The sequence below is a fragment of the Hydrogenophaga sp. L99 genome, from assembly GCF_058731905.1.
In genome coordinates this window covers 1,626,963-1,652,584 of sequence record NZ_CM178972.1, presented here as the reverse complement: position 1 = coordinate 1,652,584, position 25,622 = coordinate 1,626,963, and the positions used below count along the sequence as shown (strand labels likewise).

Genomic DNA, 25,622 nt, shown 5'->3' with positions numbered 1-25,622 from the left:
GCGACGCGCGAGAATCTGGGTCAGCGCCGCATTTCACATTCAGTTGATGACAGACCCATTTGCTCCCTTGTCCGAGGAAGAGTTCGAAGAACTCGACCACTTTCTGCTGTTCGGCGTTGACACGGAAGAAGGCATGACCATGGACATGGTCGATGGGTTCTTGCACGCCATTGCGGTCGGGCCGACGACCGTGCATCCCAAGCAATGGCTGCCCAAGATCTGGGGTACCAAGGAGATGATGCCTCCGATGGGTTCCGTCGAAGAGCTGAACCACATGCTGGGCTTGGTCATGCGCCACTTCAACACCATCATTGCCGGCCTGGGGGATGACCCCCGGGAGATCAGCCCGTGCTGGTCAACGATGGCCTACGACGGTGACGAGCGTGAGTACGACGACGCAGAATCGTGGGCGTACGGCTTTGTCCAGGGGATGAGGCTTTGCTGGAAGGACTGGCAACCGTTGCTGTCCACTCCCCAAGGGCAAGCTTGGTTCAGACCCATTGCCCTGCTGGGCGAAGACGACTATTCCGTGGATCAGGACGAACTCACCCGAACACCGGCCATGCGATCGGAGCTGGCTCAACAAATCCCGCCGGCTGTTCTGGACATGCACGCTCACTGGCTGCCACTTCGGCTCGCTGTCTATCAGCGGGAAGTGGCCAAGTCGATGCAGCCCAAGGTGGGGCGCAATGATCCGTGCCCTTGTGGGAGCGGGGCGAAGTTCAAGAAGTGCTGTGGTGCTGCGGCCGATTTGCACTGAGCCATCTCGCGCCTCGAACTGTCAGGCGGTGGATCACCGCACCAGTCGCCAGGGCAGCAAGGCCTCGTAGTCCTCAACGGTCCTGGCCCGTGGAAGTGCCACCAGCAGCGCCCTCAGGTACTGGTACCCATCGACGCCGTTGACCTTGCAGGTCTCCAGCAACGAGTACAGGTTGGCGCTCGCGTTGGCGCCTGCCACGGTGTCGGCGAAGAGCCAGTTGCGTCTGCCGATGACAAACGGACGGATCGAATTCTCACAGCCGTTGTTGTCTATGGGGTAGTGGCCACTGGTGACGAAGCGCTCCAGCTTGACCCATTGAGAGGACAGGTAGTGCAGCGCCTTGCCCAGCAAGCTGCCCGGCAGCACCGCATGAACGTTGGCCAGCAGCAGGGCCTGGATCTCTTGCAGCACCGGCACGCTGTGGGCTTGGCGGCTTTGCAGCAAAGCGCCCGCATCCAGCCGTTGTTCTTTGGCCAGTGCCTCCACACGGTAGAGCTTGCCGATCAGCGCGATGAACTTGGCCGCCAGCTGCTCTGGCCCCCGGTTGTTCTTGGGACACGCCTGCAGCGCGTCATTGAAGTAACGCCTGCAATGAGCCCAACACCCGATGTGCACGAGCTTGTTGGCCAAGGCGATTTTGTTGTAGACCTCGTAGCCGTCGCTCATCAGCACGCCGCCCTCGCGCACGCCGACGTACAGACGCTGCGCCGCTTCGGTGCTGCGTGAGGGTGAGTAGGCGAACAAGCGTATGGGCGGACCCGTGCCGCTGGCGCCAGAGCCATCGGTCATCTGCGCCCACATGTAGCTCTTGGACTGGGCGCTGCGCCCAGCCTCCTTGAGCACCTGGATCTCGGTTTCGTCACCGAAGATCAGCGGGGCGTCCAGCACCCGGTCGCGCAGCAGGTTGATGACGGGCTGCACCGCCTGGCCCACCCGCACCACGCTGGCGGCCATGGTGTTGCGTGAGAGGTCGCTGCCGCCAAAGCGCCCCAGCAAGGCCGCCTGGCGGTACAGCGGCAGGCCGTCCACGTACTTGGAGGTGATCACCCAGGCCAGCAGGCCTTCGCTGAACAGCCCCTTGGGGATGACTTGCTCGGGCTTGGCCGCCAGACGTAGCGTGCCGTCGCAGCACGGGCAGGCGTACTTGACCCGCTCGTGGCGGATCACGCGCACTTGTTGCGGAATGATGTCGAGCTGCTCGCTGGCCTCCACGCCAATCTCCCGCAGCACGGCACCGTCGTGAGGACAGACACGCTCGGACTCGGGCAGTTCGTGGCGCACCACCTCGCGCGGCAGCGCCGGGTCCAGCGGCTTGCGCCCGCGCTTGGTCCGTTTGTGAGCGGGGACCTCGACAGTGTTGTCGTCGGCCTCGGTTTCTTCCTGGGCCGGCTGGGTTGCCGATCCAAGCGCCTCGGCCTCGTTGAAGAACATGTCCTTCTGGTGGCCGGCGCTGGCCTCGCTCTTGGCGGCGAACAACTGGCGCTTGAACTTGTTGAGCTGCTCCTTGAGCAGGTCGCGCTCGGCGCGCGTGATGCGCAGCTCACCAGCGAGCGATTCGCTGGTCTGGGTGGCTTGGGCCAGCGCCTTTTGCAAGGCTGCAAATTCTTCGGCGGTGGGCATGTGAACCATCGCCTGCTTCGATCTGCTTGTCGCTCAGGCGGTTCCTTGTGCTGGAGATTTTGCGGCAAATATTCTCAGCAGTGGCCTTGCTCATTTCGGCAGCACCAGCCTCACGCAACGCGCTCGTAGAACCGCTGTGGATGTCGCTGTGTGACCGCCAGATCAATGCCATCAAGCAACCAGTGCAGTTGCTCCACCGTCAGCGTCGGCACCACCGCCTCGTCCGGCCAGATGAAGCGGTCTTGCTCCAGGCGCTTCATCAACAACCAGAAGCCGTTGCGCTCCCAGACCAGGATCTTCACCCGGTTGCGCTGGCGGTTGCTGAACACGTACACCGCCGCCGCGAACGGGTTCATGCCCAGGGCTTGCTCCACCAGGATGGCCAGACCGTTGATGCCCGTTCGGAAGTCGATGGCCGGGCGGTGCAGGTACACCGTCAGCGTGTCGTCGAGTCGGAACATGGCAGGCGCCCCAGAAGTTCAATGACGGGTAACCACTCGCCTGGGCCTGCTTCGCTGAGGTCGATCTCCACCCCATTGGGCAGTCGGGCGTGCAGGCGTGCCTTGATCTGCGCAGCGGTGACGGAGGACACCTCGGGGGCCGCCAGCCGCAGCGGGACAAAAGCACTGGTGCTGGCCATGGCCACGGTCGGCATGCTGGCCCGACTTGCCTTCATGTCTGCACCCATGCTCTGGGTGATCCAGCGGCGCAGCAAGTTGGCGTTGATGCCGCATTGCAGCGCCATGCGCGCCACCGACACACCCGGCTTCAGGCACGCCCGCACCACCTCTGCCTTGGCCTGCGGGTCGTACACGGCCCGTCCATCGTTCTTGCGACCCGTGACCAGGCGCCGTACCACCTCTGCGTCGATCTCTGACATACGTGTCCACCTTGTTCTACATGGACACGTAGCTTCTCCTCTCAAGCGCTCTGTGGGAAGACGTAGTTGGATGACCGCTTACGGTGAAGGTACCGGGTTGGGGCTGGCGGTTGCGCACGGAATCGTCACACGCCATGGCGGCAAGATCGTCGTTGATAGTGCGCCGGGTGCGGGCACTCGTTTTGATCTCTTTTTCCCAGTCGCTGCGGCGAAGAGTGATGCAGCAGCCCCATTTGCGTCAATGCCGTCCGGTTCGTCACTTGAACCCAAAGGCCGTGTGCTGTACATCGACGACGATGCGCTGGTATTCCTCATCACGCGGTTGCTTGAACGCAGCGGTCATGAAGTGAAAGCGTTTGTCTCTTCTCATGATGCGCGGGAGTTGCTGAGAACAACTGATCAACATTTTGACGTGGTCATCTCCGACTACAACATGCCGGGTGATAACGGGATTGAAGTGCTCAAAGAAGTGGTTGCGCTCAGACCTGGTGTGTCCGTTGCTCTCATATCGGGCTACATCACCGACGCCATGCGAGACGAGGCGTTGAGCGTCGGAATCTCCGAAATCGTCTTCAAACCCGACTCTCCTCAAGAGCTGGCAGCAGCGATGCAGCGGTTACTGCGCAACAAGCCAACGATCTCGCCCTGATCGCTGTGAAACTCGCTGGCGCGGTAGCTAAGTTAAGCGCCTCACTCTTCGTCCGCGACACTACTTGATCCTCGTCCAAGGCTTGTTGGTACGAGCGACCGTTTCGCGGCGGTCAATTCACGCTAGCGAATGACGGCATGGGGCCCTGAAGCTGTCTCTTAAGGTGTGGATCGTAAGGCGAGGGCAGGACTGTATCGGTCATGGACCTCAACGGACCACGCCAGCCGTCACGCGCTGCCCCCCTTTGAAGGCCCCCTGCGTCAGACTAGTTGTCGCCTCCTTTTTCACGCGGATGATCCGCGCCAAAGCGACACAACATGCAAAAGAATCAACATTCGCCAGAGTTCATAGAGCAGGCATTGAGCAAGGTCCGCACGCGCGGCTCGCGCACCTTGGAATCGGTGGCCACTGAGCTGAACATGCCACTGGGAACGCTCAAGGGCTGGCTCAAGAGATCGCGCCCTGTGGGGGCAGCGTTGGCGCATGCGCCAACGCTGCCCAGCGATACGCCCGCAGCCCAGTGGAGCCCTGTTCAGCGGCTGTTGGCCTTGAACGAAAGCCACACCCTGGTGGGGCCGGCGCTGCACGCCTGGTGCCGCGAGAAGGGCTTATTCGAGCACCAGCTGATCCAGTGGCGCGAAGCCTTTTGCGCATCGACGCAACCCGCTGCTGCCAGCGCCGCTGAGCAACGCCTGGCCAACACTGCGCTGCGCGAGTTGCAAGGCCGGCACGACCAGCTGGAGCGCGAGGTGCGCCGCAAGGACCGCGCGCTGGCCGAGGCCGCCGCTTTGCTGATCCTTCAAAAAAAGTTCCAGGCCTTGGTTCTGAAATCGCAGGGCGAGGACACATGAGCACCCTCGCACAACGCGCCACCGTGCTGGAGCTGATCGCCGAAGCTTGCATCGCTGGCGCCCGCTTGCACAGGGCCTGCGAGATCATCGGGCTGGCCGCACGCACTGTGCAGCGCTGGGTGGATGCTGGAAAAAATGCGCTGTATGTGGGCGACAGGCGCACCCCTGATCAACGCAGTCATAACTGCCCGCCCAACAAACTGAGCGACGCTGAACGCCTGGCGGCTCTGGCTGTGCTCAACAGTGAGGAGTTCAAGGACCTGCCACCCAGCCAGATCGTGCCCCGTCTGGCTGACAAGGGCATGTACGTGGCGAGCGAGTCAACCCTGTACAGGCTGCTGCGTCAGGCTGGGCAACTGGCTCACCGCCGCCTTGAACGCGTGCCGCAAAAGCGCAGCAAACCCCGCGCCTTGGTGGCGAGAAGGCCCGACCAGATCTACTGTTGGGACATCACCTACTTGCCCACCCAGGTGCGCGGCCTGTTCTTCTACCTGTACCTGTTCGTGGACATCTTCAGCCGCAAGGTGGTGGGCTGGCAGGTCTTCGATTGCGAGAGCGCCGAGCGGGCTGCAGCGCTGCTGGAGGACATCTGTCGGCGCCAGGGCGTTGGTGCGGATCAGGTCACAGTGCATTCGGACAACGGCAGTCCGATGAAGGGCGAAACGATGCTGGCCACCATGCAGCGCTTGGGCGTGGCACACAGCCGCAGCCGCCCCGCGGTGAGCAACGACAACCCATACGCCGAATCGCTGTTCAAGACCTTGAAGTACCGCCCGCAGCTGCCGCTCAAGCCGTTTGCCGATCTGATGCAGGCCAGGCGCTGGGTGACCGAGCTGGTGCACTGGTACAACGAGCAGCACAGGCACAGTGCAATCAGCTTCGTGACCCCCGCGCAGCGCCATGCACAGACCGATGAAGCTTTGCTGCACGCACGTGCTGCGGTCTATGAAAAAGCCAGGCAACAACATCCAGCGCGTTGGTCAGGAAACACCCGCAACTGGACCTTCATCGACGAGGTTCACCTAAACCCAGACAGCCCACAAACCAAGGAGTCCGATCAGAAGGCAGCTTGATTTGACAACCTCAGGCGACAACTAGCTTGACAACTTCCGAAGGTCATCATGGTGAACGCGGGTTTGAGTAGGTCACCCCTTCCATCAAAACTGATCAAGCCGGTGACGCCGGTATAGGGCGCCGATTTCAGCTTGGGGAGGTAGTCCTGCGGTGCAGCTGAATTCGCAGCGATCATGGCATTGGCCAGCACCATCACGGCGTCGTAGCTGTACGGGGCGTAGATCTGGACGTCCTGGCCATACTGCTTACGGAAGTTCTCCTTGAACGCCTTGAGTGCATCTGCTTCACTGGAGGTGACGCCACCGGCTTCGGCACAAAGGACTCGCTCTTCGCCCAACGCTGGGCCTGCAAGCCTGGGCAGATCCGAGCTGCACATGCCATCTCCGCCTATGAGAAATGATCGAACACCCGCGCGCACGAGCTCTTGTAGCAATGGAGCTGCATCGGCGTCCATGCCGGCAAAGAAAACGATGTCGGGACCGATGGCTTGCGCCCGCTTGGCAACTGCGCGGTAGTCCTTGTTTCCCTCGCGCAGGAAGGCTTGTTCGGTAATGTCCGAGCCTGCTTTTCGCACGCCCTCGATGAACCCTTCTGCCAAGTAGGAACCGTAGAAGGTCCTGTCGTCCACAACGAAAATCTTCTTGGCGCGAAACTTTTCAACGGCGACGCGCCCGAGTTGTTCGCCCATCTGCATGTCATCGCCGACAAGCCTGAAAACACCAGGGTAACCCAGGCGGGTGAGCTTGGGATTCGTGGACGATGGAGTCACCATGGGGATGCCGGCTGCATCGTAGATTGCCGCGCCCGGGATGGATGCGCCAGAGTTCAGATGCCCGACCACCCCGTGCACGCCACCGCCAACAAGGCGGCGAGCAGCAGCCACGGCTTCCTTGGGATCGGCATGGTCGTCTTCGGTCTGCAGCTCCCAGACGACCGGCATGCCTTGCATCGTCACATTCATGGAATTGAGCGCGTTGATGGCCATCCTAGCGCCCAGTTCGTTGTCCTTTCCAAGATGCGCAAGCTCGCCGCTGATGGGAGCCACATGACCAATTCGAACCACTTTTGCTACAGGTGCAGGAGCCGCACGGTCGATATTCATTTGAGTGCTTGGGAGAACGCCCTGAGCGGCGACCATCAAAGGCAGCATCAGGCCGGCGGCCACAACAAATTTCTTTCCCATTCAAAACCCCTGGGTAAGCGCGCGGTCATCCCACCCTTGAAGATCTTGGCTTAAGCGGCAACGATGGTGTCCACCAAACGAAATAGGTGGACACCATGAATGAAGCCAAGAAGAAGACCCGCCGGCGGTACGGCGCCGAGCTCAAACAGCAGATCCTCGCTCAGTGCGCCGAGCCGGGTGCCTCGGTGGCCCGCATTGCCCTGTCCCACGGCATCAACGCCAATGTTGTTCACAAGTGGCGCAGCCAAAGTGGTGGTGCGCTGCCTGCCCCGCAGGCTCCCGCATTCGTTCCGGTGCCGATGCCACCTCTCGCGTTCGCACCCGCACCAGACATCCGAATCGAGGTGCGCCGTGGCGCTACCAACGTCTGCGTGACCTGGCCGCTGGCCGCGGCCGAGCATTGCTCGGTGTGGATGCGAGAGTTGCTCAAATGATACGTGTGGATGCCTTGTGGTTGGCCACCGAACCGCTGGACATGCGAGCGGGCACCGAATCAGCGCTGGCCCGTGTGGTGTCGGTCTTCGGCGCAGCGCACCCGCACCACGCGTACCTGTTCGCCAATCGGCGCGCCAACCGCATGAAGGTGCTGGTGCACGACGGCATCGGTGTGTGGCTGGCGGCGCGGCGCCTGAACAGCGGCAAGTTCGTCTGGCCGCGTGATACGGCCAGCACCGCCGCGCTGACCCGTGCGCAGTTTGATGCGCTGGTGCTGGGCCTGCCCTGGCAGCGCCTGGCCGACGGTGGTGTCATCACCGTGGTCTGACTCTGAAGCGCAGACCGGTGCTTGCCAATTGGGGCATGCGCCAATGGTGCGCGCGTGCCAGTGCTGGCACAGTGAATACCCATGGTGGTCGAGCCTCAATCCCTGCAGAGCCTGAGCGCACAAGAGCTGCGTGAGCTGACCACGCGCCTCATGACGCAACTGCGCCACCAGAGCGCGCTGCTGGACAAACTCACGCACGAGAACGCGCTTCTGAAGCGCATGAAGTTCGCCGCTCAGTCCGAGCGCTTCAACCCCGAGCAGAAGAGCTTGCTCGAAGACGAGATCGAGGCCGACCTGGCGGCCGTGGCCACGGAGATCGATGCGCTGCAGGAAGCGCAGGCGCCCGCCAAGCTGGAAGATAAGAAGGCGCCGAAGCGCGCGCCGCTGCCGGCAAACCTGCCGCGGCGCGAGATCCGCCATGAGCCCGAGTCCACCACTTGCGCCTGCGGCTGCCGGATGTTGCGCGTGGGCGAGGACGTGGCCGAGAAGCTGGACTACGTGCCCGGCGTGTTCACCGTGGAGCGCCACATCCGGGGCAAGTGGGCGTGCTCGAAGTGCGAGACGCTCACCCAAGTCCCTGTCGATCCTCACGTCATCGATAAGGGCATCCCCACCACCGGGCTGCTGGCGCAGGTGCTGGTGGCCAAGTACGCCGACCACCTGCCGCTGTACCGCCAGGAAGCGATCTTTGGTCGCGCCGGTTTGGCGATCCCGCGTTCCACGCTCGCGCAATGGGTGGGCTCCTGTGGCGTGCAGTTGCAGCCGCTGGTGGACGCGATGAAGGCCGAGCTGCTGCAGCACAGCGTGCTGCATGCCGACGAGACGCCGGTGGCGATGCTCAAACCCGGCAATGGCAAAACGCACCGGGCTTACCTCTGGGCCTATGCCACGGGCGCCTTCGAGAACACCAGGGTGGTCGTCTACGACTTCTGCGAATCGCGCTCGGGCGAACATGCCCGGCGCTTTCTGGGCGACTGGAGAGGCAGCCTGACCTGTGACGACTTCAGCGGCTACAAAGCCTTGATCGCCAGTGGCGTGACCGAGGTCGGCTGCCTGGCGCACGCACGGCGCAAGTTCTTTGACCTGCACGCAGCGAACCAGAGCCAGATCGCCGAGTTCGCGCTGCAGCAGTTCGCGCGGGTCTACGAGATCGAGCGTGAGGTCAAGGCGCTGCAGACCGATCAGCGCCAAGCCATCCGGCAACAGCAAACGAAGCCGCTGCTCGATGCCTTGCACCAGTGGATGGTGCTGCAACGTCAGAAGGTGCCCGAGGGCTCAGCGAGCGCCAAGGCGCTGGAATACAGCCTGCGGCGCTGGGATGCATTGACCCGGTTCGTGGGGGATGGGCAATTGCCCGTGGACAACAACTGGATCGAGAACCAGATCCGGCCGATTGCCATTGGCCGCAACAACTGGCTCTTCGCTGGCAGCCTGCGCGCGGGCCAGCGGGCAGCGGCCGTCATGAGCCTGATCCAGTCAGCGCGCATGAACGGGCACGACCCCTACGCCTACCTGCGCGATGTGATGGCACGCCTGCCCATGCAGCGCGCCAGCCAGATCGGCGAGTTGCTGCCGCACCACTGGCAGCCAACCTGATAGCGCATTCTCAGGTGGGGAACGGCCTTGTCGTACGGGCGGGGTGGGATCGCCGTCCGCTTACACCCCTGGTGGTTGATGTACGAATTATCGGGAAGCCTGGGAATCGTTCTGAATAAACGCCTATGTACGCATGGTGAGAAGTCATTCAGCGTTCTCTCGCTCGTAAAGAGCGTACGTTGATTTCATTGAGACTGCACCACCGCCGTGTCTTGAGACTGAGCGTGAGTTCGACCCTTCGTGCAGCGGACATTCGACCGCGAGTTGGCGGGGCAACCTGTGGACTGCTTGGCTGGATGACTGCAACCCTTTCGATACCTGTCATTGATGCCGCCGTGCTGCTGGGTGAGCCGATGACGGCTTTGCGCCACGCTGCGTGAACCCACCCCTGTGCCGCGACCGACGGCAGTCGCTGCACTGGAGCCACCCAGGATACGGCTTCTCCTGCCGCAGTTGGCCATCTCCGGGTGGGTGTTTGGGTCGCTGCAAACCCGATGGATTCCAACGGTGAGCCTGTCCTCATCAGTGCGACGTAGCTGGGCGTGTCTGGCTCCACAGATCCAGCTCGCTTCGGCGCCAGGCCACGGCACGCACACCGAGTCGAACCGGGCAGGGGAACTGTTGTTGGGCCATGAGCCTGTAGATTGTGGATCGACCCAAGCCCGTCATCTGCATGACGGATGGCATGCGCAGAAACACGGTCGGCACTTGATCGTGAAAATCTGGTGGTGGGCTGGATGGCTGTTGCACGGCGTTCTCCCGATGGAGGCATGCGGCTACTTTAGGGTCCGATTGGGACCCACGTCTCGCTGGATTTGCTGAGAAATCTAGCCCATAGAGTTCTGTCACCGAGCCTCTGAACGTTTTCGATGCCGTCTGAGCAAGGCCGGTCTGTTGCGATCCGGACACATGCATGTGTCCGCTAAGAATTTCGGACACGTGTCGGACACGGGAGACCCAGAAAGCAAAAAAGTCAGCAGGCGCTAACCTGCTGACTCTTGATTTACTTGGCTCCCCGACCTGGACTCGAACCAGGGACCTGCGGATTAACAGTCCGTCGCTCTACCGACTGAGCTATCAGGGAACAGCTTTGAATTATAGGGACATTTTCGCCATTTTTTCAAGTGGGCCGTAATTTTTCAGAAATTTGTCTGGAGAGACAGGCGAACGGTGCGTGGTGCGCTTGGAAACAAGTAGACGTGACCATACTGATACGGCGACTCTTTGAAAAAACGGCGATCCAGCAGGTTGTCGACTGCCAGGGTCCAGGTGGCTGGCTGGCCTTGCAGCCGCGTATCGTAGCGCAGTGAGGCGTCGATTCGTGTCCAGGAAGGGAGTTGCAACGAACCGTCGGGCAGCACGGCGCGGCGCCCTTCGTGTGACAGGTGGGCGCCCAGGTGCAGGCCGGGCACCGTGGCCAGGGCGTGGCTGATGTTGGCTCTGAGCACCCAGGTGGGTACGTTGGTGGGGCGTTGACCGTTCAGCGCGGGATCGATCACCGAGCTGCGGCGTTCGGCGTGAATCCAGGTGGCGCTGGCGTCGTAGGACCATGCGCCGCTGGTGCGGCCACCACCCAGCTCTAGCCCGCGGTGGCGGGCATTGCCGTCGATGATGCGGGTGCAGGAGTCATCCGCCTCGCACGCCGGTGCGCCACCCAACAGCAGATCACCAGACGCAGGGCGCACCATGTTGAAAAGTGTGGCATTCCAGCGCTGGCTACCGGTGTCCGATTTCAGCCCCAGCTCCCACTGGCGGCTTTTGAGCGCCGGCAGCGGTTCGCCCTGGTTGGTGTAGCGTGCGCGGCCGGGCGCGACTTCCGATTCGACACCTTGCCCCCAGCTGGCGTAGGCCATCTGCGCCGCGTTGAGCTGCCAGGTGGCGGCCAGCCATGGCGTGGTGACGTTCTGGGTATAGTTGGTGGCCCGCGTTCCGTCCGTGCGCACGCTGGCGCGGTCGAGCAGCGTGTGGCGCAGGCCGAACCAAGTTTGAAGCTGTTCGTTCCAGCGGATCACGTCGGTGGCGAAGAACTCGGTGCTGCGCTCGGTGCGGTTGGTGTACGGGTCGGTGTATTCGGCCAAGGGCGCGAAGGTAGGCAGGGTGTAAATGTTGCCAATGCCAACCGGGTTGTACGGATCGTCGGCTTGCAGCTGACCCCGGTCGGTGAAGCGGCTGGTGACCACGCCGGCGCTCACTTGGTGTTGAAGGGCGCCGGTGGTCAGTTTGCCGTTGATGCGCCACTGTGCGGCTGTGGTGTTGCGGCGCTCGTTTTCGCTGCGGTAATCGTAGAGGTCGAAGTCGCCATTGGGGCAATAGCTGAAGAGGTATTCGTCGGCAACCGGGTCGTAGCAACCATAGGGATACGCCAACCGGTCATCGGTCTTCAGCCGGTGCGTGCCCAGCTGCGCTTGCCAGTTCCAGTCGCTGTTGATGGCTTGGGTGTAGCGCACGCTGCCGCTGAAATTTTGGAACACCACGGGCTGGCTCCAAGGCTGGGTGTTGATGTTGATGCGGGCATCGGCCGGGGGCAGGGCGCTTCCCAGCAGGCTCAGGCCGGGCACGCTGGCCTGGCTGCGGCGCGAAACCTCGAATTCACCTTCCAGCAGGCTGTCGGGCGATAGACGCGCGTCCATTGCCAGCGCCATCAGGGCGCGCTGACCTTCGGTGCCGCGTCCGTGGCTGTTCAGGCGCTCGCCGAGCAGGTTGAGGCGGTAGCCCACGTCGCGGTTGTCACCCAGGCGCCCGCCCAGGTCGGCATGCACCAGCGCATTGCCGGTGCTGTTGGCTTCCAGTCGCAGGCTGCGCAGCTTGTTTTGGGTGGGGCGCTTCACCACCAGGTTGAACAGGCCGCCGGGCGCGCTGGTACCGGCCTGGATGCCACTGGTCCCTTTGAGCAACTCCACGCGCTCCAAGTGGTCCAGCGGCAGCGCGGTTTCGGCGCTGATGGGCAGGCCTTCGCGGCGGTAGTTGTAGGTGTTGTCGATGACGAAGCCGCGCACGCTCGCGTAGTCGTAATAGCCGCCAGCGTTGTAGGCGTCTGAAACCGACGCGTCCAGACGGTACAGGTCGCTCAGCCGGCGTGCCCCGGTGTTGATGATCTCGTCCGACGAGATGACGGTGGCGCTCAGCGGCGAATGGGCCAGGGGCTGGTCTGCGAACCCGCTGACGTCGGGCGCAGCGGTGACTGCGTCACTTTGAATGACGACCTCAGCCAGGCTGGCCGTGGGCGCCGGGCTTTGCGCTTGTGCTGCAGACGCGCAAGCGAGCAGGCAGGCCACGGCAGCGCTGCTGGGTTTGAAAGGGCCTGCCGCCGCAGCGGGCAGGCAAAGTGGGGAAGCGTTTCGGTTGGTGGTTGCCATGTGTTGTGTCCGTGGGACGTCAATGGCAGGTCGGCTGCACGCAAAACGGAGCTGGCGCACGTCGGGCGTGCGTTGGGTTTTGCGTGGCTGCTTCCCTGCGCGAGGATTACCTCAATCAGGTTCAAAGGGACTTTCTCAGTCGCAGCCTTGTCAGACCGCAACACCCCTAGCGAATGCACTTTTTCAAGCGCGGTTGGATTGTAGGTGCAAAAACAAAGCCCTCCGGTGGGAGGGCTTTGCGGGTGAGCGCAGGTGGCTCAATGGGTTTTGACGGGATCGGCTCAGTCAAACACCGGTGACTCGACACCCAGCACCTTGTGCAGTTTGGGGCTGGTGGTGGTGTATTGCAAAAACACCTTCTTGTCCGGAAAGATGATGGGCATGGCACCAAAAGCGGCCAGGGCGCATTCGTGGAAGCCGCACAAAATGAGCTTCTTTTTACCTGGGTAGGTGTTGATGTCGCCCACGGCGAAGATGCCGGGAATGCTGGTGGAAAACTTTTCGGTGTCCACGACCAGCTGCTTGCGTTCAATCTCCAGGCCCCAGTCGGCAATGGGGCCGAGCTTGGGCGACAGGCCAAAAAAGACCAGCAGCACGTCGAGCGGCACCACGCGGGTCACGGCGTCAGAGCCGGTGACTTTGACACCGCTGAGGCGGCCGTCTTGTTCTTCATGGCCGGTGATCTGGCCGACGATGAACTGCATCTCGAGTTGGTCACACAGGTCGCGCATCTTGGCCACGTTGGCGGGCGCGGCCTTGAAGCCGTCGCGGCGGTGGATCAGGATCACGCTTTCGGCTTTGTTCGGGCCATCGGCCACGAAGTTGAGCGCCCAGTCAATGGCCGAGTCGCCACCGCCCACGATCACCAGATTTTTGCCGGCGAAGTCGGCCGGGTTCTTGACCCGGTAAAACAGCTGTGAATCGTCGAAACGCTCCAGACCGTCCACCTTGAGCAGTCGCGGCTGAAAGGCGCCCACCCCGGCGGCAATGAACAGCGTCTTGGTGAGGAAGCGGGTGCCTTTGGACGTTTCGACGAAGAAGCGCCCGTCAGCTTGTTGCGCCACTGTGGTCACTTCTTGACCCAGGTGGAACGTGGCGCCAAACGGTGCAATCTGCTTGAGCAGGCTGTCCGTGAGTTCCTGGCCGGTACACACTGGGATGGCCGGTATGTCGTAAATCGGCTTGTCTGGGTACAGCTCCACAGGCTGGCCACCAGGGTAGGCCAGCGCGTCGATCACATGCGCCTTGATCTCCAGCAGCCCGAGCTCAAACACCTGAAATAGGCCCACCGGGCCGGCACCCACGATGACGGCATCGGTTTCGATCGGACCATCATGCGCGGCTGCTGTGTCCATCACGGCAGGGGCCAGTTGCGGGTCCATGGTGCTCAGCGGATCAGCTCGGACAGCTTGCCGCTGCGGTCTTTCCAGTCGTCGGCGTCGGGCAGCGGCTCTTTGCGCTTGGTGATGCTTTTCCAGCCTGGCAGCACGGCCAGATCGGCGTTGAGCTGGGTCATGTGCAGCTGGTCTTTGGGCAGGTCTTCTTCGGCGTAGATCGCGCTGACCGGGCACTCGGGAATGCAGACGGCGCAGTCAATGCACTCATCGGGGTCGATGGTCAGGAAGTTGGGGCCTTCACGGAAGCAGTCGACGGGGCAGACGTCCACACAATCGGTGTATTTGCAGCGGATGCAGGATTCGGTGACAACGTGGGTCATGGTGTGGTGGGCTGTTCGGTAAAACCCCAGATTTTAGGGTTTTCCAGAGTGTAGGGAGGGGTCAAGCCCCTTGCGTTGACATAAGTTAAGGTTGTTGGGCGCGGGTTCAGCTGACCAGCAGGGCGCCAGAGGTCTTGTGGCTGGCGGTGTCCACCAGCACCAGGGAGCCCAGCGCGCGCGACTGCGCAAACGGCAGGGTGACCAGCGGCTCTTGCAGCGTGAGCTCAATATGACCGATGGCGTTGGGTTCGAGCTGCGTGGCGTCTTCTTCGGCCAGGGTGTTGATGTCAAGCTTGTGCACGATGCGCTTGACCTTGGCCTTGACCCAACGGTGACCGTGAAGCGCCCAGTACACACGCCCGGCGACCAGGGTTTCGTCGTCCAGCCAGGCCACGGTGGCGCAAATCTCGCGGCTGCCTTCCAGGGCTGTACCGCCGCTGTTATCGGCCGCCAGCAGCCAGTCCCCGCGCGACACATCGACCTCACGGTCCAGCACGATGCCCGCGCTGTGACCGGCCTGCACCGCTTTGGGTGTGCGCGCATGGTCGAGCACTTGCGCCACGGTGGCGGCCTGGCCGCTGGGCATGACCTTGACTTGCTGACCCGGCTGAACGCCGCCGGTGGCCACACGGCCCCAGAACACGCGCCGGCCTTGGCTGGTGTCGGACGAGCTGCTGAACTTTTCGACCCATTGAACGGGAAATGCGAAAGGCAGCGCCGTGTCGGCGGCCGTGACCGGCAGGTGTTCGAGGATGTCCAGCAGCGTCGGGCCTGTGTAGCCGCACCAAGTGGCGTCGGCGGCAGCGTCCACCACGTTCCAGCCTTTCAGCGCCGACACCGGCACGGTGGCGGTGACGGCAATGCCGGCTTCGGCGGCAAACGCGGCAAGCGCTGCGCTGATGTGCTGGAACGCGAGCGCGCTGTCGGCCACGGCGTCCAGCTTGTTCACAGCGAACACGATGGACGGCACGCGCAGCAGCTTGAGCAGCAGCGAATGGCGGCGGGTCTGCACCAGCAGCTTGAGTGCGGCGTCATTCCAGTCGAGCTTGGTGGCGTCCACCAGCACCACCGCCGCGTCGGCGCTGGAAGCGGCCGTCACCATGTTGCGGGTGTACTGCTCGTGACCCGGCGCGTCGCCGATGATGAACTTGCGGGTTTCGGTGTTGAAGTATCGGTAGGCCACGTCAATGGTGATGCCCTGCTCGCGCTCGGCCGACAGGCCGTCGGTCAGCAGCGCCAGGTCGGTCTCACCCTGGCGCTGGACGCCAGCCAAGTGGTCTTGCAGCACGGCTTTGCTGTCCACCAGCAGGCGGCCGATGAGCGTGCTTTTGCCGTCGTCGACCGAGCCGCAGGTGATGAATTTCAGGGCGGGGCGGGTGTCTTGCGCCTGCGTGGGTGCGAGGGCTTCGACAGGCTCAGCCCGAACGGAGGAAGTGGTATTCATGTCAGTCAATCACAAAATCAAAAAGGTGGCCGGAGCAGATGTCTGAAACCCAGAACACCGTGGAACCGGCTTTGCCGGGCCACAGGTGTTGCCCCCCAGTGGGGGGTGACGCGCCGCAGGCGCGGCGCGGGGGGCGTCAAAAGTACCCATCTTTCTTCCGCTTCTCCATCGAAGCTTCAGAGGTCTTGTCGTCCATGCGGGTCGCGCCGCGCTCGCTCACGTCAGCCGCCAGCGTCTCGATCACGATGTCGGCGGCGGTGGCGGCCAGGCTTTCCACCGGGCAGGTGCAGGTGATGTCGCCGACGGTGCGAAAACGCACGTCGCGCACCTGCACGGTCTCACCGTCTTTCGGTGGGGTCAATTCGGTCACCGGCACCAGCAAGCCGCGGCGGTCGACCACCTCGCGCGGGTGCGTGTAGTAGATCGAGGGCAGGGCGATGTGCTCGCGCTCGATGTACTGCCACACGTCCAGCTCGGTCCAGTTGCTGATGGGGAACACGCGGAAGTGTTCGCCCGGGGCCAGCCGGGTGTTGAACAGCGTCCACAGCTCGGGGCGCTGGGCCTTGGGTTGCCACTGGCCGAAGCTGTCGCGGTGCGAAAAAATGCGCTCCTTGGCGCGGGCTTTTTCTTCGTCGCGGCGGGCGCCGCCGATCAGGGCATCGAAACGGAACTCTTCGATCGCTTCGAGCAGCGTGACCGACTGGTGCACATTGCGGCTCTCACCCGGGTGGGCCAGGCGCACGGTGCCGCGCTTCATCGAGTCTTCGACGTTGCGCACGATCAGCTCGGCCTGCAACTCGGCGGCACGGCTGTCGCGGAAGTCGGTCACTTCCGAAAAGTTGTGGCCGGTGTCGATCATCAGCAGCGGGTAGGGAATTCGGCCAACGCCAAACGCCTTCTCGGCGCATTTGAGCATCACCAGCGAGTCTTTGCCGCCCGAGAACAGCAGGGCAGGGCGCTCGAACGCGGCCGCCACCTCGCGCAGGATGAAGATGGTTTCTTCCTCCAGCGCGTCCAGGTGGGCGTTGCTCAGGTGGTGTTCGGTGGTCGGCTGGGCGGACTGGAGCACGGCGTTGTCGGTACGGGCGTTCATGTTGTTTGGCTCAAAAAAATTCAGGCGGCCTGGGGGCGTTGGGACTCGATGGACTGCACATGCAGGCCGCACTCTTTGGCTTTTTCGTCTTCCCACCACCAGCGGCCGGCGCGGAAGTCTTCGCCCACGCTGATGGCGCGGGTGCAGGGGGCGCAGCCAATGCTGGGGTAAAACTGATCGTGCAGGGCGTTGTAGTCCAGCCGGTGCTCGGCGATGAAATGCCACACGTCACCCCAGGTCCATTCCACCAGTGGGCTGATCTTCACGCGGCTACCGAACGCACCGGCTTCTTGCACGATGTCGGCCACCTCGGCGCGGGCGTTGGACTGTTCGCGGCGCAGCCCGGTGATCCAGCCGTCTTTGCCGGCCAAGGCGCGGGCCAGCGGCTCCATTTTGCGGATGTCGCAGCACTGCTTGCGCAGGTCGATGCTTTGGTACATGGCCTCTTCGCCGTGGTGGCGCACAAACTTCACCACCGACTCGTTTTTGGGACGGTACACCTCCACGCTGCGGGTGTAGCGCTGCTCAATCTGGCCCACCAAAGCCAGGGTCTCGGCGTGCAACTTGCCGGTGTCGAGCACAAAAATGCCGCTTGGGATGCCCGCCAGGTGAATCAGGTGCGTGACCACCATGTCTTCAGCGCCCAGGCTGGAGGCCTGGGTGAGCTTGGGGTATTCGCTGGCGGCGCGTTGCAACAAGGCCAGGCTGTGCGCCACCTTGTCTGCAAAGGCGGGGGACGGTGCGTTGTAAAGGTCGATGGCGCTCATGGGGTGTCCTGCTCAGGCGTGGGCGGCCACGGGTGCCACAAAATGCGGCGCGGTGTTGACCGCGTCGCCTTGGTAGAAAGCCGGGAAGTGGGCCAGCAGCGCCTGGCCATGCGCCAGGTTCTGGTCGGCGCGCAGCACGGCTTGTGTGAAGCCGCTGCGCTGCATTTGCAGCAACTGGTCAATCAACACGTCGCCGGTGGCGCGGATGGCGCCGGTGAAACCGAGCCGACGTCGGAGCAAAAACGCCTGGCTGAAGGCCCGGCCATCGTTGAACTTGGGGAACTGCAGCTCGATGACGGTGATGCCGCTCAGGTCGGCTTCGCGCGGGTCGCTGTCGTTGGTCAGCACCAGGCGTTGTTGCTCGGGCTCGGCGGGCACAAAGTTGTCAGCCTGTGCAAGGTTAAAAAGGGGGGCGGTGCTCATGGTGGGTTCCTGTCTTATGGGCTCAGGCGCGCGCGGTGCTCACGCGCACGGCGTTGGCGGCGGTCTTGAAGGCGTCCAGCCCGGTGCGGCGCAGCGTGTTCACAAAGGTCTCACCGGTGGTGCGCTGGTTGCGGTAGGTGTCCAGCAGGGCTTCAATCACATCGGGCACTTCGCTGGCGGCGAACGATGGGCCAATGACCTTGCCCGGCGTGGCTTCGCCCGACAGGCGCGAGCCGTCCGAGCCGCCCAGCGTGATCTGGTACCACTCCTGGCCGTCTTTGTCGACGCCCAGAATGCCGATGTGGCCGCTGTGGTGGTGGCCGCAGCTGTTGATGCAACCGCTGATGTGCAGGTCAATCTCGCCCAGGTCGTGCAGCTCGTCCAGGTCTTTGTAGCGGTTGAGCAGCGTTTGGGCGATGGGCAGCGAGCGGGCGTTGGCCAGGTCGCAGAAATCACCGCCGGGGCAGGCGATCATGTCGCTCAGCAGGCCAATGTTGGGCTTGGCCAGGCCCAGCCGGCGCGCCTCGCGCCACAGCTCGGGCAGCTGGTCGCAGCGCACCCAAGGCAGCAGCAGGTTTTGTTCGTGCGTCACGCGGGCTTCGCCGCCAGAGAAGCGGTCGGCCAGGTCCGCAGCGCGTTCCAGCTGTTCGGCGGTGGCGTCGCCGGGGGCGGCACCGATGCGTTTGAACGACAGCGTGACGGCACGCAGGTCGGGGTTCTGGTGCGGCTTCACGTTTTGCGTCAGCCAGCGGCTGAATTCCACGTCGTCTTCGGCGGCGGCCTTCAAGATGTGTGCGATCTTGGCGTCGGCACTTTTGCGGTCGCAATGAAGCTGGGGCGCTGCAAAGAATGCGCTCACGCGGTCCAGCTCGGCCTGGGTGATGGTGTGCGGTGCGCCGTCCTTGTCCAGAATGTCGCGGTATTCGGCTTCCACCTGGTCGGTAAACGCCTGGCCTTCGGCCTTCACCAGAATCTTGATGCGGGCCTTGTAGATGTTGTCACGGCGGCCGAAGCGGTTGTAGGCGCGCACCACGGCTTCGAGGTAGTTGAGGATCTGGTTCCACGGCAAAAACTCGCGGATCACCGCACCAATGATCGGCGTGCGGCCCATGCCGCCACCCACGCGCACCTGAAAGCCCAACTCCCCGTTCACATTGCGCAGCAAGCGCAGGCCTACGTCGTGCCAAGGTGTGGCGGCGCGGTCTTCGCGGGCGCCGGTGATGGCGATCTTGAACTTGCGTGGCAGGAACGCAAATTCCGGGTGCAGCGTGCTCCACTGGCGCATGATTTCAGCGAACGGGCGGGGGTCGGCCACCTCGTCCACCGCAATGCCGGCCAGTGCGTCGGTGGTGATGTTGCGGATGCAGTTGCCGCTGGTCTGAATGCCGTGCATGTTCACACTGGCCAGCAGGTCCATCACGTCGGCCGAGCGGGCGAGCGGAATCCAGTTGTACTGCACGTTTTGGCGCGTGGTGAAGTGGCCGCAGCGGTCGGGCAAGGTGGGCACATCGGCCAGGGCTGCCTGGGCTTTGGACGTGTCGTGTTCTTCCTTGTGGTCGTAGTCGCGCGCAATTTTGGCCAGCACGCGCAGCTGCGGGCTGGAGAGTTCGCCGTAAGGCACGGCCACGCGCAGCATGGGCGCGAAGCGCTGCACGTACCAGCCGTTTTGCAGTCGCAGCGGCTTGAACTCGTCTTCGCGCAACGTGCCCGCCTGCCAGCGCTCAAGCTGATCACGGAACTGGGACGCCCGCAGCTGGACAAACTGGCGGTCAAAGTCGGAGTACTGGTACATCGTCGTGGTGTGAAAAAGGTCAGAAAGCGATCAGCTTGAAGCCGGCGTAGGCCAGCAAGACGGAGAGTGCCGAGCGCACCAGGCGCTCGGGTGTGTGGCGCATGAGCCGGGTGCCCAGCCAGATGCCCGGCAGCGAGCCGGCCAGCAGCTGGCCCAGCAAAGGCCAGTCCACCGAGCCCAAGCTGGCGTGGCCCATGCCCGCCACCAGGGTGAGGGGCACGGCATAAGCGATGTCTGCCGCCACAATGCGCGGCAGCGGAAGCAAGGGAAACAGCAGCAGCAGCACCGACACGCCAATGGCGCCCGCGCCCACCGACGTGATCGTGACCAAGGTACCAATCACGGCGCCGAAAATGACAGGCAGGCTCCAGTGGCGGGCGCGGCTGGCGGCTTCCAGCTGGTTGTCGGCCAGGGTGCGCGGCAGCTGTTTGCCGCGCGCTGCCTTGTACAACATGGCGGCCGCGGTGAGCAGCAGGGCCACGCCCAGGGTACTGGTCATGAGCGACTGCACCGACGCGCTGGCCGGGCCCAGCTGGTGCAACACGCCCAGCGTGATCACTGCGGCTGGCAGGCTGCCCGCGCTGAGTTGGCCCACCACCCGCCAGGGCACCAACCGCTGGCGCGCCAGGCTGACGGTACCGCCGAGCTTGGTGAAGGCGGCAAACAGCAAGTCGGTACCCACCGCCATGTAGGGCTTGACACCAAAGAAGAAAATCAAAATGGGCGTCATGAGCGAGCCACCGCCCACGCCGGTCAGTCCGACGATGAGTCCCACGGCAAAGCCGGCGAAGAGGATGGCGAATTCAGGCATGGGCGCGACTGTAAATTCACCTCTTTATATTTCAAACTACTTTTTATTTATTCACATATAGCCAGAACGAATAAGGAGGCTGAAGGCCGCGCCCGGTGAGCGGTGCACACCTCGGGTGTTTGACAACGCTTTGAGAACGATCACCGCTTGCGGGGCCTGAGGGGCTTAATATCTGCGGCATGCAGAAACAGCGCATTTTTGTGAGCGTGGTTGGGTTTTCCGACACGGAGCGGCACGCGCTCAACACGGTGTTTCGTCTGTCTGAAGACCGCGACCTGTGTTACGCGCCCTGGTCGCCCATGACAGCTCCGGGCGCCATTGGCACCGTGGCACCCGCCGAAGTGGCGCTGGTGGACGGGCAGAGCGCCGAGGCTGTTTTGTCGCACGCCAAAGAGCTGCCTGCGGGGCAGCGCTTGATCTGGGTCGGGCCGGGCGCTCCCGAACAGGCTTGGCGCGTGCTGCAGCGCCCTATTCAATGGGCCGACGTGCTCAACGATCTGGACGCCGTTTTTGCCGCGCGGCAAACGGATTCGGGCTTGATTGACCTGGACATCACCGCCCCCGCACCGCTGGAACTCGATCCTTCGCAAGTGCGCATCAAGCGCGCGCTGTTGGTGGGTTCGGACGAACATGAGCGCATGTACCTGCGCTCGCGTCTGGCCCTGGTGGGCGTGGTGGAACTGGACGAGGCCACCACCACTGAAACCGCGGTGGACCTGATGGGCCGCAACGACTACTGCTGCGGTGTGTTCAATCTGGATGACAAGCAGGTGGACGTCTGGTCATTGGCTCGGATGTTTGCACAGCGCTACCCCCAGGCGCTCACGCTGGCCAGCAGCGAAATGGCTGGCCCATTGGCAGACTGGTGGAACCGCCGACGGGTGCGGCGCCACACACGCGAGGCTGGCATTTCGGTGCTGCTGGCGAGGCCTTTGCAGCCGCGCGAGCTGTCTCAATGGATGGATCTGCTGTAAGGGGCAGCGCTTAAGCGGTCTGGGGTTGCGCTGCGTGGGGTGTGGGCTGCTTGCGCGCCTGGCGCCACGCAAACCGAGCGGGGTCCAGCGCCTGGACCAGGTCGGGCGCTACGCCGTCCAAAGACTCGCGCTCTATTTGGGCCGCCAGCAACTGCGCGCACCAATGCGATAGCGTGAGCCCGCGCGAGCCCAGTGCGCCCAGCATGAAAAGGCCCGGCCAGCGCGGCGTGTCTTCCAGCGCCACGCGGCCCCTTCGCGGTCCCGCTTGTTCCATGCGGCTATGCAGCGCCGCCACATCGGGTACCGCACCCACCAGCGGCAGGCGGTCCAGCGAAGCGCAGCGCGCCTGCGCCCAACCCAACAGCGTGCCCTGCGCGGCAGCGGTGCGCAGCTGCGCCGCCGCTTCGGGGACCATGGCATGCAGGCTCAGCGCGTTGCGTTCGTGGTCGGCATCACTCAGCGTGGTGCTGGCGTCGCCGCGCAGGTAGGTGGAGCCCATGGCCCAAACTCGGGCCGGCCATTGGGGCGCAAGGCCGGCGTCTTCGTAAAGGGGCACAAAAACACCGTTGTCGCGCTGGGGCCGTGGGGCCAGCGCCGGGCCGTGTTGGGCACCCAGGCTCAATTGCCCTTTGACAGGACGCAGCGGCAGGGCGGTGGCACCCAGCTCGGGTGCACTGGCCTGCAGCAGCGCCAGGCTGCCAAAAGCGGCCGCCACCACCACCACCGGCGCTTCTGCCAGCACATGGCCTTGTGCGTCCAGTGCCTGCCAGCCCGCGCTGCCATGGTTGGGGGCGCAGCAGATGGTGCCTTGGCGAAGGCGGGCCACTGGCGCATTCCACACGGTGGTCAGACCCGCGGTTTGCCTGGCCTCGTCCAGCCAGGCTTGCACCAGGGCGCCAGGGCGCACCAGGGCGGCGAGCCAGCGGCCGGGATCGTGCCCCAGGTTGTCCACCTCGCAGGCTTGCCAGCCATGCCCTGGCAGCAGCAGGCGCTCCAGTTCAGCGCGGGTGTCAGCCACGCCCAGCGCAGACAGGCGAGACAGCGGTGTGGGGGCCTTGGTGACGTGGGGGCTCAGCATGCCCACGGGCAAGGCCGAAGCGGCCTGTGCCGGGCCGCTCGCGGCGTCGATCAGCGTGGTGTGCCAGCCGCGGCGTGCCAAAGCAGCGCACACCGCAGCACCGGCCAGGCCGGCACCGATCACCAGGGCGTGGAGCTTGGCTGCAGTCAAGGGTGAAACCGCAGGCTTCAGCTCTCTGCGGGGGGAGGCACGTAGCCGGCCGCTGCGTCAGCGCCTTCACCGAAAAAGTGTTTTTCCATCTGGCGGGCCAGGTACTGGCGGGCGCGGGCGTCGGCCAGGTTCAGGCGGTTTTCATTCAGCAGCATGGTCTGGTGCTTGAGCCAGGCGGCCCAGGCTTCCTTGCTCACGCCTTCAAAAATGCGCTTGCCCAGCTCGCCGGGGTAGGGCGGAAAGTCCAGGCCTTCGGCTTCTTTGCCCAGCTTGATGCAGTTAACGGTGCGTGCCATGTGGATGTCCTTGGAGTGGTGTTTGAATGAATGGGTGTGTGCATCGGTGCGCTCGTGTGCGTCCACCCGAGTTTCCCGTCGCTCGCAAGTTCCGGTGATGGGTTCGTTGGGTGTCCCAGGAACTGCGCTGCGCACATGCGTTGACTTTATCAATCTTTTGTTGCCCTGAAGCTGGCGGGGGTTCACCCGATGCGATCGTCGGTGATGAATAGATGCCAGCGGTGCGTGACTACTGCGTCTTGCCATGTTCCACAGTCCCGCATACGCCGGCCGGCCTTGTCTGGAACTCTTGGGCTTGAGCTCGGTCAATGGCCCTGGCTGGCTGGCCATTGGATAACCGGTGGGCCGAACAACAATGCATAAAAATCTGGGTTTCAAATATGGTGAGACACTTGCCGTCTCGCCGCGCACGGCCCGCGTATTCCTGCAAGGACACTGACTTGATCCCCACCATTCCGACCGTTACCCCGTCTATTTTTGAGCGTTTCCCCCGCCAGTTTCTGGGCTTGGTGGCTGCGGGCAGCGCCGCCATGCTGGCTTTTGGCCTGTACCTGCAGCATGCGGTGGGGCTGGAGCCATGCCCCATGTGCATCGTGCAGCGCTACGCGCTGATTCTGGTGGCTGTGGTGGCGGGCATTGCTGCGGTGTTGCCCCAACGCGGTGCGAGGCACACCGGGTTGTGGCTCATGGCAGGTTTGGCGGTGTTTGGCGCTTTTGTGGCAGCGCGCCAGAGCTGGCTGCAGTGGAACCCGCCTGAGGTGCTGAGTTGCGGCCGCGACTTTTTCGGGATGATCGAGTCGTTCCCGCTCAAGCGCGCCATTCCCATGATCTTCAAAGGCAGTGGCGACTGTTCCGAAATCGACTGGACCTTCTTGGGCCTGTCGATTGCGAACTGGTCGTTCCTGTATTTCACCGCCATTGCGGTGCTGGCCGCCTTGCTGTGGTCTCAGCGCCCTTTGCGCTGAAACCCAGCGCGGGCTGCGTCAGAGGATCGCGCTGCCTGGGCGCTCACCACGCTCGTAAACCACGTGGGCGCGGCCCACAATGAGGGAGTCCAGCGAGCCGATGTTTTTCGGGTCTTTGTTGGTGTAAGGTAGCTTTTGCAGCAGGTAGCGCATGGCGTTCAGGCGTGCGCGCTTCTTGCAGTCGCTTTTGATCACCGTCCACGGCGAGTCGGCCGTGTCGGTCTCGAAAAACATGGCTTCTTTGGCCTTGGTGTAGTCGTCCCACTTGTCCAGCGAAGCGAGGTCGATGGGGCTGAGCTTCCACTGTTTGAGCGGGTGGGCCTTGCGCTCTTTGAAGCGGCGTCGCTGTTCTTCGCGGCTGACCGAAAACCAGAACTTGATGAGATGCACGCCGCTGCGCACCAGCTGGCGTTCAAACTGCGGCGCCTGGCGCATGAACTCCTGGTATTCGTCGTCGCTGCAAAAGCCCATGACCCGTTCCACACCCGCGCGGTTGTACCAGCTGCGGTCAAACAGCACGATTTCACCGGCCGTGGGCAGGTGCTGCACATAACGCTGAAAGTACCACTGGCCGCGCTCCACCTCGCTCGGTTTTTCCAGCGCCACCACACGCGCACCGCGAGGGTTCAGGTGCTCCATCATGCGTTTGATGGTGCCGCCCTTGCCAGCCGCGTCGCGTCCCTCAAACAAGATCACCACGCGCTGGCCGGTCTCTTTGGCCCAGGCTTGCAGCTTGAGCAGCTCCACCTGCAACAGGTATTTTTGCGACTCGTAGACTCGGCGCGACAGCAGGTTTTTGTAGGGGTAGGCGCCGCTGCGCCAGTCAGCGGCCAGCGCCTCGTCGGGGTTGACCATGGCCTTGGCTTCGCTGCGTACCACCTGCGTTTCTTGCTTGAGCAGGCGGCGGATGGCCTTGGCGTCGTCGGGCGCTGCACCCTCCAAAATGGCGCGCAGCGATTCGGCTTTTTCTCGCTGGCTGTTTTCCGTGCGCGACAAAATGTCTTGTACGGCGGCCAACTGGGCGGCCTGACGCGAAGCCATGGCCCGTGAAACGGTGTTTTTCCGAATCTTTTTGGGCTGGCTGCTGCCACTGGTGTCGCCCAGCGCCACACGGCGTGGCTTTTCAGCTGGCAGGTTGGCCGAAGCCACCGGGGCTTTTGGCTTTGACGCCGCAGCGGCCCGGCGCGGGGTAGCCGCCGGTGGTTGGGCGGCACGCTGCGCACGCGGTTTGGCCGCTGCCTTGGTGGCTGGGGCGGCGGCGTTGGCAGCGGGGGCGTTGGGGGTGGCTCGTTCCGTCATGGCTTGTTCATCCTTCTGTCACACAACACACCAGTATCAACAATGGGCGTTGCACCGGTTTGATTTTTATCAAGTCGGCGC

26 protein-coding genes, 1 tRNA gene and 1 riboswitch are annotated in these 25,622 nt (G+C 63.4%); of the genes, 9 read left to right on the top strand and 18 right to left on the bottom strand.

Annotation, left to right across the window (positions count from 1 at the left end; all coding sequences use genetic code 11):
• The first annotated feature begins 46 nt into the window (after positions 1-46).
• Positions 47-760, top strand: coding sequence for a UPF0149 family protein (locus AC4QBL_RS07795; RefSeq protein ID WP_492131643.1), 714 nt, complete (start codon positions 47-49; stop codon positions 758-760).
• 33 nt (positions 761-793) lie between these two features.
• Here the strand turns inward: AC4QBL_RS07795 and tnpC (AC4QBL_RS07790) are convergent, their stop codons facing one another.
• The 3 genes from tnpC (AC4QBL_RS07790) to tnpA (AC4QBL_RS07780) all read right to left on the bottom strand — a co-directional run bounded on the left by tnpC (AC4QBL_RS07790) (position 794) and on the right by tnpA (AC4QBL_RS07780) (position 3,260).
• A complete protein-coding gene (gene tnpC / locus AC4QBL_RS07790) occupies positions 794-2,389 on the bottom strand; it encodes an IS66 family transposase (protein ID WP_472908459.1) in 1,596 nt (531 codons plus the stop codon).
• A gap of 101 nt (positions 2,390-2,490) precedes the next feature.
• Positions 2,491-2,841 carry an IS66 family insertion sequence element accessory protein TnpB gene (gene tnpB, locus AC4QBL_RS07785; RefSeq protein ID WP_012203341.1) on the bottom strand — a complete coding sequence of 117 codons (351 nt, stop codon included), beginning with the start codon at positions 2,839-2,841 and terminating at the stop codon, positions 2,491-2,493.
• Positions 2,817-3,260: an IS66-like element accessory protein TnpA gene (tnpA, locus tag AC4QBL_RS07780; RefSeq protein ID WP_322226610.1), complete on the bottom strand. Its 444-nt coding sequence runs from the start codon at positions 3,258-3,260 to the stop codon at positions 2,817-2,819. The genes tnpB (AC4QBL_RS07785) and tnpA (AC4QBL_RS07780) overlap by 25 nt, the downstream gene beginning before the upstream one ends.
• Before the next feature lie 70 nt (positions 3,261-3,330).
• On the opposite strand from tnpA (AC4QBL_RS07780), the gene AC4QBL_RS07775 reads away from it, so the two are divergent.
• The 3 genes from AC4QBL_RS07775 to AC4QBL_RS07765 all read left to right on the top strand — a co-directional run bounded on the left by AC4QBL_RS07775 (position 3,331) and on the right by AC4QBL_RS07765 (position 5,833).
• On the top strand, positions 3,331-3,909 hold the full coding sequence (locus AC4QBL_RS07775; RefSeq protein ID WP_472908458.1) for a response regulator: 579 nt from the start codon (positions 3,331-3,333) through the stop codon (positions 3,907-3,909).
• 317 nt (positions 3,910-4,226) lie between these two features.
• Positions 4,227-4,760 (top strand): transposase, encoded by a 534-nt coding sequence (locus tag AC4QBL_RS07770; protein ID WP_472900371.1) that lies wholly within the window; start codon positions 4,227-4,229, stop codon positions 4,758-4,760.
• On the top strand, positions 4,757-5,833 hold the full coding sequence (locus AC4QBL_RS07765; protein ID WP_472900372.1) for an IS3 family transposase: 1,077 nt from the start codon (positions 4,757-4,759) through the stop codon (positions 5,831-5,833). The genes AC4QBL_RS07770 and AC4QBL_RS07765 overlap by 4 nt, the downstream gene beginning before the upstream one ends.
• On the opposite strand, the gene AC4QBL_RS07760 is transcribed toward AC4QBL_RS07765, so the two are convergent.
• On the bottom strand, positions 5,818-7,017 hold the full coding sequence (locus AC4QBL_RS07760) for a branched-chain amino acid ABC transporter substrate-binding protein (protein ID WP_472908503.1): 1,200 nt from the start codon (positions 7,015-7,017) through the stop codon (positions 5,818-5,820). The genes AC4QBL_RS07765 and AC4QBL_RS07760 overlap by 16 nt on opposite strands.
• A gap of 95 nt (positions 7,018-7,112) precedes the next feature.
• Between AC4QBL_RS07760 and tnpA (AC4QBL_RS07755) the strand changes: the two genes are divergently transcribed.
• The 3 genes from tnpA (AC4QBL_RS07755) (at position 7,113) to tnpC (AC4QBL_RS07745) (ending at position 9,376) form a co-directional block, all read left to right on the top strand.
• On the top strand, positions 7,113-7,451 hold the full coding sequence (tnpA, locus tag AC4QBL_RS07755; protein ID WP_472900638.1) for an IS66-like element accessory protein TnpA: 339 nt from the start codon (positions 7,113-7,115) through the stop codon (positions 7,449-7,451).
• Complete coding sequence (gene tnpB / locus AC4QBL_RS07750) at positions 7,448-7,780, top strand: IS66 family insertion sequence element accessory protein TnpB (RefSeq protein ID WP_472908505.1); 333 nt, start codon at positions 7,448-7,450, stop codon at positions 7,778-7,780. Before tnpA (AC4QBL_RS07755) ends, tnpB (AC4QBL_RS07750) begins: the two co-directional genes overlap by 4 nt.
• A gap of 81 nt (positions 7,781-7,861) precedes the next feature.
• Entirely contained in the window at positions 7,862-9,376 is a 1,515-nt protein-coding gene (gene tnpC, locus AC4QBL_RS07745; RefSeq protein ID WP_472908506.1) for an IS66 family transposase, read from the top strand.
• A 522-nt stretch (positions 9,377-9,898) separates the two neighbouring features.
• Here the strand turns inward: tnpC (AC4QBL_RS07745) and AC4QBL_RS07740 are convergent.
• From AC4QBL_RS07740 to AC4QBL_RS07690, 11 genes are all read right to left on the bottom strand, one after another.
• Complete coding sequence (locus AC4QBL_RS07740; RefSeq protein WP_492131656.1) at positions 9,899-10,045, bottom strand: helix-turn-helix transcriptional regulator; 147 nt, start codon at positions 10,043-10,045, stop codon at positions 9,899-9,901.
• A 339-nt stretch (positions 10,046-10,384) separates the two neighbouring features.
• Positions 10,385-10,460, bottom strand: a tRNA-Asn gene (locus tag AC4QBL_RS07735).
• A 55-nt stretch (positions 10,461-10,515) separates the two neighbouring features.
• Entirely contained in the window at positions 10,516-12,732 is a 2,217-nt protein-coding gene (locus AC4QBL_RS07730) for a TonB-dependent siderophore receptor (protein ID WP_472907479.1), read from the bottom strand.
• Positions 12,733-12,807: 75 nt separating this feature from the next.
• A riboswitch (TPP riboswitch) is annotated at positions 12,808-12,910 on the bottom strand.
• Positions 12,911-13,013: 103 nt separating this feature from the next.
• Positions 13,014-14,114, bottom strand: coding sequence for an NAD(P)/FAD-dependent oxidoreductase (locus tag AC4QBL_RS07725; RefSeq protein ID WP_472907478.1), 1,101 nt, complete (start codon positions 14,112-14,114; stop codon positions 13,014-13,016).
• A 5-nt stretch (positions 14,115-14,119) separates the two neighbouring features.
• Complete coding sequence (gene fdxA, locus AC4QBL_RS07720) at positions 14,120-14,449, bottom strand: ferredoxin FdxA (protein ID WP_472901487.1); 330 nt, start codon at positions 14,447-14,449, stop codon at positions 14,120-14,122.
• Between the two features lie 106 nt (positions 14,450-14,555).
• Positions 14,556-15,893, bottom strand: coding sequence for a sulfate adenylyltransferase subunit 1 (locus AC4QBL_RS07715; protein WP_472907477.1), 1,338 nt, complete (start codon positions 15,891-15,893; stop codon positions 14,556-14,558).
• 136 nt (positions 15,894-16,029) lie between these two features.
• Positions 16,030-16,986, bottom strand: coding sequence for a sulfate adenylyltransferase subunit CysD (gene cysD / locus AC4QBL_RS07710; protein WP_472901489.1), 957 nt, complete (start codon positions 16,984-16,986; stop codon positions 16,030-16,032).
• A gap of 20 nt (positions 16,987-17,006) precedes the next feature.
• Positions 17,007-17,753 (bottom strand): phosphoadenylyl-sulfate reductase, encoded by a 747-nt coding sequence (locus tag AC4QBL_RS07705; RefSeq protein ID WP_472901490.1) that lies wholly within the window; start codon positions 17,751-17,753, stop codon positions 17,007-17,009.
• Between the two features lie 12 nt (positions 17,754-17,765).
• Positions 17,766-18,176, bottom strand: a complete 411-nt coding sequence (locus AC4QBL_RS07700; RefSeq protein WP_472901491.1) for a DUF934 domain-containing protein — start codon at positions 18,174-18,176, stop codon at positions 17,766-17,768.
• Positions 18,177-18,198: 22 nt separating this feature from the next.
• Entirely contained in the window at positions 18,199-19,968 is a 1,770-nt protein-coding gene (locus tag AC4QBL_RS07695) for a nitrite/sulfite reductase (protein WP_472901492.1), read from the bottom strand.
• Positions 19,969-19,987: 19 nt separating this feature from the next.
• Positions 19,988-20,779, bottom strand: a complete 792-nt coding sequence (locus AC4QBL_RS07690; RefSeq protein ID WP_472907476.1) for a sulfite exporter TauE/SafE family protein — start codon at positions 20,777-20,779, stop codon at positions 19,988-19,990.
• 179 nt (positions 20,780-20,958) lie between these two features.
• Here AC4QBL_RS07690 and AC4QBL_RS07685 point away from each other — a divergent pair, with 179 nt between their 5' ends.
• Positions 20,959-21,753 carry a hypothetical protein gene (locus AC4QBL_RS07685; protein WP_472901494.1) on the top strand — a complete coding sequence of 265 codons (795 nt, stop codon included), beginning with the start codon at positions 20,959-20,961 and terminating at the stop codon, positions 21,751-21,753.
• A gap of 10 nt (positions 21,754-21,763) precedes the next feature.
• On the opposite strand, the gene AC4QBL_RS07680 is transcribed toward AC4QBL_RS07685, so the two are convergent.
• Positions 21,764-22,981 carry an FAD-dependent oxidoreductase gene (locus AC4QBL_RS07680; protein ID WP_472907475.1) on the bottom strand — a complete coding sequence of 406 codons (1,218 nt, stop codon included), beginning with the start codon at positions 22,979-22,981 and terminating at the stop codon, positions 21,764-21,766.
• 17 nt (positions 22,982-22,998) lie between these two features.
• Positions 22,999-23,277, bottom strand: coding sequence for an oxidative damage protection protein (locus AC4QBL_RS07675; RefSeq protein ID WP_472901496.1), 279 nt, complete (start codon positions 23,275-23,277; stop codon positions 22,999-23,001).
• A 443-nt stretch (positions 23,278-23,720) separates the two neighbouring features.
• Between AC4QBL_RS07675 and AC4QBL_RS07670 the strand changes: the two genes are divergently transcribed.
• Positions 23,721-24,242 (top strand): disulfide bond formation protein B, encoded by a 522-nt coding sequence (locus tag AC4QBL_RS07670; protein ID WP_472901540.1) that lies wholly within the window; start codon positions 23,721-23,723, stop codon positions 24,240-24,242.
• Between the two features lie 18 nt (positions 24,243-24,260).
• Here the strand turns inward: AC4QBL_RS07670 and ppk2 are convergent, their stop codons facing one another.
• Positions 24,261-25,541 (bottom strand): polyphosphate kinase 2, encoded by a 1,281-nt coding sequence (gene ppk2, locus AC4QBL_RS07665; RefSeq protein ID WP_472907474.1) that lies wholly within the window; start codon positions 25,539-25,541, stop codon positions 24,261-24,263.
• Positions 25,542-25,622 lie beyond the last annotated feature (81 nt).